A 3054-nucleotide genomic window follows, 5' to 3' on the forward strand; every position below is an offset into this window, starting at 1 on the left:
CCTCCGTTTTCCGTAGGGAAGGCATTTATTCCAGGGAAACTGCCGATAATATTCGAGACCAGAATGAAAAGGAAAAGTGAGGCCGCAATATCGAAGATCGGCCTGACGTATTCCTTTCTAGTCACTGAATCCTTCACAAGATCGTAAACGTATTCGAGGAGAGACTCGAGAAGACTCTGTTTCTTACCCGGGATAATCTTGAAGACCTTCACTCTTGTTACCATAAATATTATCAGACCCATTACTACCCAGGTCATGATTATCGTTAAGGGGTTTACCCTGCTGAGAGGACCTTCTCCAAAGGGAAGCTGATAGATCCATCGCTGACCAACGCCCTCAAGCTGGAACTTGTAGTCTGTGACAACCATATATATGAGAACGGCGATATATCCTCCAGAAATAACTCCGAGGAATATCTTGTCGGATTTAGTGAGATTAAGATTCACAGAGCCACCTCCCAAAGGCTATTGCTGCGATTTTAAGATTCATGATTCCGAGAAAACTTCCTAAGAAGAACCCGGGTGAAACTGTAGATGCAGTTGCAAAACAAATGCCATAGAAGGCGTATCTTACGAGGAAACCGGTCGGGGCTCTCTTTTTCTCGGTTATCATGATATGTGCATCGTAATTTATCAGCAGCAGAGCTAGCAAGGAAAATGCAGTTCCGTAAAAGACACCCAGTTCAGAACCGGGAAGCGGTATAAAGGCAAGGATACCGCTTTCAACTATTGCCAGGGCTGCCAGTATTGTCGCTGTTTTTATCATCATTGTCCTTGTCTCTATCATATCGTTCTGCCTCTTTCAATAGATATCTTATTCCATTATATATGCCCGAGAAGGCTCCGAAAAGTAGGAAAAAAGAAATCCATACCTTACCCATTCCGAGGAACCTATACAGTAGGTATCCTATACCCCCCGAAACCACTATGTTCGCGATCACAATAACTGCAAACTGATAAAGCGTTGACAGCGCCGTCCAGTTTATTTTGTTTTTCTCATTCAAAGGGGTGACGTCTCCCTTTCAGCACCAGTAATCACCTACAGAGATTTCAATATCCAGGGGAACGCTCAGTTCTACAACCTCAGACATTCCCTCCTTAAGAATCTCTTTCAGCTTTTCAATCTCCTTCTCTGGAGCTTCATAGACCATTTCATCGTGTACCTGGAGAATAGCAAAGCTTTCCATTTCTTTTTCTTTCAGCAGGTTATAGATCTTTATCATGGCCATCTTCATTATGTCAGCAGCCGTTCCCTGAATGGGCGTATTGATAGCTATTCTCTCGCCTTCCTGGATTACGTTTCTATTCTTAGTCTTAAACTGAGGGATCTCCCGCTTTCTGCCAAACATCGTCCTCACAAAGCACTTTTCTTTGGCCTCAGAAATTGTGTCCCTAATGAAGGCCCTTACCTCAGGAAAGGCTTTGAAATAATTCGAAATCATCTCTTCGGCAACATTTGTGGGAATCCTTAGTCTGCTTGCCAGTCCGTAGGAAGAGATTCCGTATATTATAGAGAAGTTTATCATCTTCCCTATTCTTCTCTGCTCTTCACTTACTTCGCTTTCTTCAATTCCGTAAAGATTTGATGCCGTTAAACTGTGTACATCTTTGTCGTTTTTAAAAGCGTCAAGAAGCTGCTTGTCCTGGCTTAGGTGTGCGAGAATCCTAAGTTCGATCTGGGAGTAATCTGCGCTCACAATCTTCCAGCCCTTCTTCTGAGGAATGACGCATTTCCTGATTTCTTTTCCCTCTTCGTCCCTAATGGTAGATTCTGCATATTTGGGTTGCTGCTTGACAGTCTTCCCGTCCCCGTTCCCGTCTGGTGATAGCTGGTGTGAATTCTTCCTGTCACTTTGTTGACGAGTTCGGGAAGCGAGTCCAGGTAAGTCGATTTCAGCTTCTGGTACTTCCTATAATCGAGGAGCTTCTGCACCGCAGGATGTTCATCTGCGATTTCTTCCAAAGCGTCGGCGCTCGTCGAGTAGGAGCCACCCTTCGTTTTTTTTGAAGGTGTGAGGCCTAGTCTTTCAAAGAGCACCTTCCCGACCTGTGAAGGAGAGTTGGGATTGAACTGCTCTCCCGTAAGGTCAAACAACTCCTCGAGGATTTTATCGAGAATCTTTCCGTACTTCTCTGAAAGGTTTTTGAGCGAAGGAACGTCGAAGTAAACACCATTTAGTTCGAGGTCGGCAAGCACCGGAATTAGTGCCAGTTCGACCTTTCTAAATATCTCTTCAAGTTCCTGTTCATATATCTTTTTTCTAAGAACCGAAGAAAGCCTGAGCGAAATATCCGCGTCCTCCACCGAATAGCGGGCAGCCTCTTCCAGAGGTACCTTGGTGAAATCATCGCCCAGTTGATTTTTCTTCATTAGATCCTCGAATTTTATCGTTTTGTACCCGAGGAATTTCATCGCTAGCTCATCGAGATTGAACCTCTTTGCATCTGGAGAAAGGAGATATGCAGCCAGCATCGTGTCAAAGTCGGGAACAACTGGATGGATACCGTTGACTGCTAAGACAGAATAATCGAATTTCAAATTCTGCCCGATTATCTTAGTCGACCTATCTTCAAGAAGCTTCTTAAGATTTTTCAGGACATAGTCTCGGTCTGCCTGCCACCCGTCAGACTCGTGTGCAATCGGAATGTAGTAACCGGACCCCTCATCGATGGAAATCGAGACTCCTACGATCTTCGCGCAATGAGGATCGAGAGAGGAAGTCTCGAGATCTATTGCGAATATTGGGTTGGAAACCAGTTTCTCGAAAAGCCTCTCGAGTTCATTTTCGCTCTTGACTAGTCTGTATCCATCTATCTCTGCAAAAGAATCATCGGCCTTATCGGTTAGGTTGAATTCATTCATCATAGATGAGAATTCGAGTTTTAGGAAGATCTTTCGCAAATCGTTCTTTCTGAAACCCTCATACTTTATGTCGTCGAGCTCTATGTTCAGATCCTCATTGTCAAGTAGCTTTACAAGCTCCATCGAAAGTTCAAGCGAGCTTCTGCCGTCTATCAACTTCTTTCTCAGTCCAGGGCTGAGTTTCCTGATGTT

General features: G+C 44.3%; 3 protein-coding genes and 1 pseudogene. All 4 read right to left on the bottom strand.

Annotation, left to right across the window (positions count from 1 at the left end):
- Positions 1–446: F0F1 ATP synthase subunit A (locus BG32_RS08530; RefSeq protein WP_183084312.1), on the bottom strand; the 446-nt coding region annotated here is incomplete at its 3' end.
- Entirely contained in the window at positions 436–768 is a 333-nt protein-coding gene (locus tag BG32_RS08535; protein WP_236609213.1) for a hypothetical protein, read from the bottom strand. The genes BG32_RS08535 and BG32_RS08530, both read right to left, overlap by 11 nt.
- Positions 722–1003, bottom strand: a complete 282-nt coding sequence (locus BG32_RS08540) for an AtpZ/AtpI family protein (protein WP_006492801.1) — start codon at positions 1001–1003, stop codon at positions 722–724. The genes BG32_RS08535 and BG32_RS08540 overlap by 47 nt, the downstream gene beginning before the upstream one ends.
- A gap of 18 nt (positions 1004–1021) precedes the next feature.
- A pseudogene (polA, locus tag BG32_RS17125) lies at positions 1022–2985 on the bottom strand (DNA polymerase I).
- Between the last annotated feature and the right edge of the window lie 69 nt (positions 2986–3054).

Source organism: Mesotoga sp. HF07.pep.5.2.highcov (assembly GCF_003666285.1).
In the GTDB taxonomy this organism is placed as follows: domain Bacteria; phylum Thermotogota; class Thermotogae; order Petrotogales; family Kosmotogaceae; genus Mesotoga; species Mesotoga prima.